Below are 3,849 nucleotides of genomic sequence, written 5' to 3' on the forward strand. Positions count from 1 at the left end.
CGAGGGGGCGGACGGCGAAGCGGCGTCCTTGGTCGTCGTCTCCCGAACCGCCTGCGCCCGCTCGCGCGCCAACCGCGCCTTCAGCGCCAGCGTCTGGCGCAGCGACCGGGAGATCCGCTGATAGGTGCGGCCAAGCTCGGCGAGCTCCGCCGTCGCCTCCGCGGCCATCAACCGCCCATGCACCCGCTCCGCCGCCGACAGGTCGCATGCGGCCAGCCGGGCAAGCATCTGTTCATCGCTGAGGTCGGCGGGGTCGGACATGGGCGCGAGGAAAACCGGCCGGTGAGTCAGTTGCGGACGTAGAGATTGTGTGAGGCGTTCGCCAACAGGCTACACCCGCCGGGCCATCGGATCGGCGGGCAGTCTTGGCGTCACCCGCCGGCCGTCCGGCAGGTAGCCCGCCATCTGCCCGTGCTGAACGGACCGCAGGCGCGAGGCCACGATCTGCTGGCGCTTGCGGTCCGACTGCCAGAGCGCGGCGTAGCGCGGGTCGGCGCGCACGGTCGCGGGGAAGTGCGCGAGGCCGAAGGGCATGCTGTCGGGCCAGTAGGTCGAGCGTCCCGCCAGCGCCCGGTCCAACAGGGACAGCGCCGGCGTCACCGCGCCGGCCCAGGCGTACTCGATGGCGTAGATGAACAGGAAATCGACGCTGGCCCGGCCCTGGGGCGTGCCGCCCAGCTCGCCGCCGGCGTCATAGGTCGCGACATCGGCGTCGACCAGCGCGAGCAGGGCCGCGGGCCGGCCCCGCAGCGCCTCGGCGCCCGCCGCGGCCCGGGCGAGCAGGGCTGCGACCGGCGCTGGCGGGGCGCCCCGCCAGAGCTCTTCGCGGACCCGCCGGATCAGGTGATCGAGGCCGGGCGCATCGGACTGCGTCAGGCGGTTGCCACACATCTCGCGGATCAGGAAGACGTTGCCGGGGTTCTGCGTCAGCTCGGCGTTGAACAGCCGCCAAGACTCTGTGCTGGCGCCGACGGTGCGCAGGATCCGCGGCAGGGCCAGCCGCCGCCAGACCGTCTCCGGATCCAGGCGCATCAGCGCCCGCGCATGGGTCAGGGCTTCCAGTGCGCGGCCCAGCATGTCCAGCTGATAGCCATAGCCCCAGTGCGCCTCCAGGTGGTTCGGATCGATGGCCAGCGCGCGCTGGTAGAGGGTCGCCGCATCGTCCCAGCGCCATTCGATTCGCCGATAGTAGTCGGCGAGCCAGGCCAGCGCGCCTGGGTCGTTCGGGTCGGTGGTCAGAGCCTGGCGCAGCAATTCCGCCGCGGCCGCCCCGCGTTGCGCCGTGGACAGGGGTTGCCTGGCCAGCGCCCGGGTCCAGCCGTTGCGCACCAGCACGGACTGGACGACCAGCGCCCCGGGATCTCGCGGGTCGATGTGGAGGGCGCGGCTTACCAGAACCTGCGCCTCGTCGGCCGCGTCGAACGCCGCCTCGACGCGGTTGACCATGCGCAGCGCGCGGGTCTGTTCGATCAGCTGGTTGGCGCCCAGCATGACGCGGAAGACTTCGGGGTCGCGGCGGCGCGGCTGCGGCGGCTGCTGGATGCGGTCGGCGCCGATGCGGCCGATCAGTTGCTGGATCACCGCGCCGGCCACCGCATCCTGCAACTGGAAGAGGTCGCCGCCGTTGCTCTCATGCGTCTCGGCCCAGACCTGCCGCTCCGACGCCAGATCGATCAGCTCGGTGCTGATCCGCACATTGCCGGATGACTGGGCGACGCTGCCCTTGAGCAGCAGGTCGGCGCCCAGGCGCCTGGCGATCACCTTGTCCGTCAGGTTGAGGCCTGACAGCGCGAACGAGGAGGCGTCGGCGATCACGCTGAGGCCCGCGACGCGCGACAGCGAATTGCGCACCTCGCGGGCCAGGCCCTGGGCCAGGTATCGGGTGTCCTGGCCTGGGCTGAGGTCGTCGAACGCCATCACCGCGATGGTCACTGGCGCCGGGGGCGCAGGCCGCAGCGCTCGCCAGCCGATGACGCCCCCGGCGGCGGCCAGCCCGACCCCGATGACGCCGGCCGTCGAGAGCATCAGGACGCGGCGCCGCTCGAGCCGCGCCGAGACCTGGCGCGGCGGCGCGGCCGATCCTTCCGGCGTCAGGGCCACCAGGCGGTAGCCGACGCGGGAAATGGTCTCGAGCCGGAAAGCCCCGGTCAGCGTCGCCAGCTTGCGCACCTGGCCGATCACGAAATTGATGGCGTCCTCGCTGACGATCCGGCCGTCCCAGCATTGAACGATCAGGTCGTCGCGACTGACCACGTCGCCGGCGGTGAGCGCCAAGGCCACCAGCACCTGCATGACGCGCGGTTGCAGAACCTCGCGCCCGCCGTCCCACACCACTTCGCGTGTGGAAGGCCGCACATCGAGGGAAGCGATCGAAAACGCAGCCTGGTGCGCCAGCTGCACGCCTACTCCCCCCCGACGAACCCTGAAGGCCCTCAGCGCACGCCCCGCGCGCAGGCCTTGCTTTTGACAGCACAGTGGCTGCCGAAAATCAGAGGTTGTCACGCGTTAATTCCGGCCATCTGGGCGCGAACTCGGCGATTCCTCAGGTCGCGCTTCGATCGGGCTCCAGGCGGCAAGGCCCCAGGCATGTTGAGCTTTCAGGCGTCGGCCAGATGCGCCGTCCACGGGAGATCAACATGACCCACGCTCTCAAGCTCGCCGCGGTGGTGACCTTCTTCGTCGCCGGAGCCGCCGCCGCCGAGCCCTTTACTTCCACGTCCAAAAGCCAACCGATCACGAATGCACGGGCCCCCGCCGTCGGGGGCTTCCTGGCGCTTGGGGCCGGCGCCAACCAGGGCGAGCTGACCGCCACCTTCAGGAGCGGGCGGGTTGAACACGCCAGCTTCCACTGCATCGGCTGGTCCATCCAGGGTCAGCCCCAGACCGCCGTCTGCGAAGCCGAAAGCGGCGCCGACAGATATTCGATGCGCGTGACCTGCCTCACGCCCGACCCGGCTACGCGCACGGGCTTCTGCCAGGGCGTGCTGATCGGCACGGCCGGCCGCTACGCCGGCAAGATCGGGCTGTTCTCCCAGCTGAACAGACCCGACGGGACCGCGACGGCCGAAGGCGTCTGGAACGACTGAACTCCATCCTGGCCAACACGAAAGGAAGGCCTCGAATGAAAACGCTGCTGCAAACCGCCGCCCTGCTGGCCGCCACTTGCGTCGCCGCCGCCGCCGCCGCCGACCCCCTGGAGCCCGATGCCGGCGCGCCCGGCCGACACGGCCCAGTCAAGGTGCTGGTGATCGTCAGCGCCCAGGGCCTCAACCTGTCAAGCGAGGCCGGCGCGAACCTGTTCCTCCGTCGGCTCGACTCGGCGGTCAGCCGGGCGTGCAACGATCGGCCAGAGAGCGGCGCCTACGCCCTCGGCCGCACGGAGGCGTTCCAGGCCTGCCGCGCCAAGGCCCTCGAAACCGCGATGACCTATGTCCACGCGCCAAACGCCAGACAGCGCTACGCGGCGATGCGCGGGCGTGAGGAGCTCCGCCTCGCGCGTCGGTGACCATCCGTCCCCACAGCCAGGATCCGCCCCACCCGGCGCGGGCCCTCTGTGAACTTGAGGACGCGCCCAGCGCGTCCTCCTTTTTTTGGGGCGTGACCCCTTGCGGTGTCCGTTTTCTCATCGCCCGACACCAGCTGAGCCGCGCTTCATCGGAGCCCGCCTGAGGCTGGCGTCGCCGCGGGCTACAGGCTGTTGAGCTTCAGCGAGGCTGTCTCGATGCGCTCTTCCAGGATGCGCATGAACTCCGCGCGTTTCAGGCCAGGCGGGATCGGCGGCAGGTACTCATAGACGATGGTCCCCGGCCGGCGCAGGAAGCCGTGGGCCGGCCAGTGGACGCCGGCGTT

At 70.7% G+C, this 3,849-nt stretch carries 4 protein-coding genes and 1 pseudogene; 2 read left to right on the top strand and 3 right to left on the bottom strand.

Annotation, left to right across the window (positions count from 1 at the left end; translation table 11 throughout):
* Both RMN86_RS10450 and RMN86_RS10455 read right to left on the bottom strand, forming a co-directional pair.
* Positions 1-261 (bottom strand): hypothetical protein (locus RMN86_RS10450; RefSeq protein ID WP_309605786.1); only part of this gene is annotated, 261 nt, incomplete at its 3' end.
* A gap of 69 nt (positions 262-330) precedes the next feature.
* Positions 331-2,400: a winged helix-turn-helix domain-containing protein gene (locus RMN86_RS10455; protein ID WP_309605787.1), complete on the bottom strand. Its 2,070-nt coding sequence runs from the start codon at positions 2,398-2,400 to the stop codon at positions 331-333.
* A gap of 236 nt (positions 2,401-2,636) precedes the next feature.
* Here RMN86_RS10455 and RMN86_RS10460 point away from each other — a divergent pair, with 236 nt between their 5' ends.
* On the top strand, positions 2,637-3,086 hold the full coding sequence (locus RMN86_RS10460; protein WP_309605788.1) for a hypothetical protein: 450 nt from the start codon (positions 2,637-2,639) through the stop codon (positions 3,084-3,086).
* A gap of 35 nt (positions 3,087-3,121) precedes the next feature.
* The gene (locus RMN86_RS10465) at positions 3,122-3,505 is read left to right on the top strand and encodes a UrcA family protein (RefSeq protein ID WP_309605789.1); all 384 of its coding nucleotides are present in this window, start codon (positions 3,122-3,124) and stop codon (positions 3,503-3,505) included.
* A 182-nt stretch (positions 3,506-3,687) separates the two neighbouring features.
* Here RMN86_RS10465 and RMN86_RS10470 read toward each other — a convergent pair.
* Positions 3,688-3,849: pseudogene (locus RMN86_RS10470) on the bottom strand (1-acyl-sn-glycerol-3-phosphate acyltransferase); the annotation flags it as partial.

The sequence above is a fragment of the Phenylobacterium sp. genome, from assembly GCF_031360265.1.
Classification (GTDB): Bacteria; Pseudomonadota; Alphaproteobacteria; order Caulobacterales; family Caulobacteraceae; genus Phenylobacterium.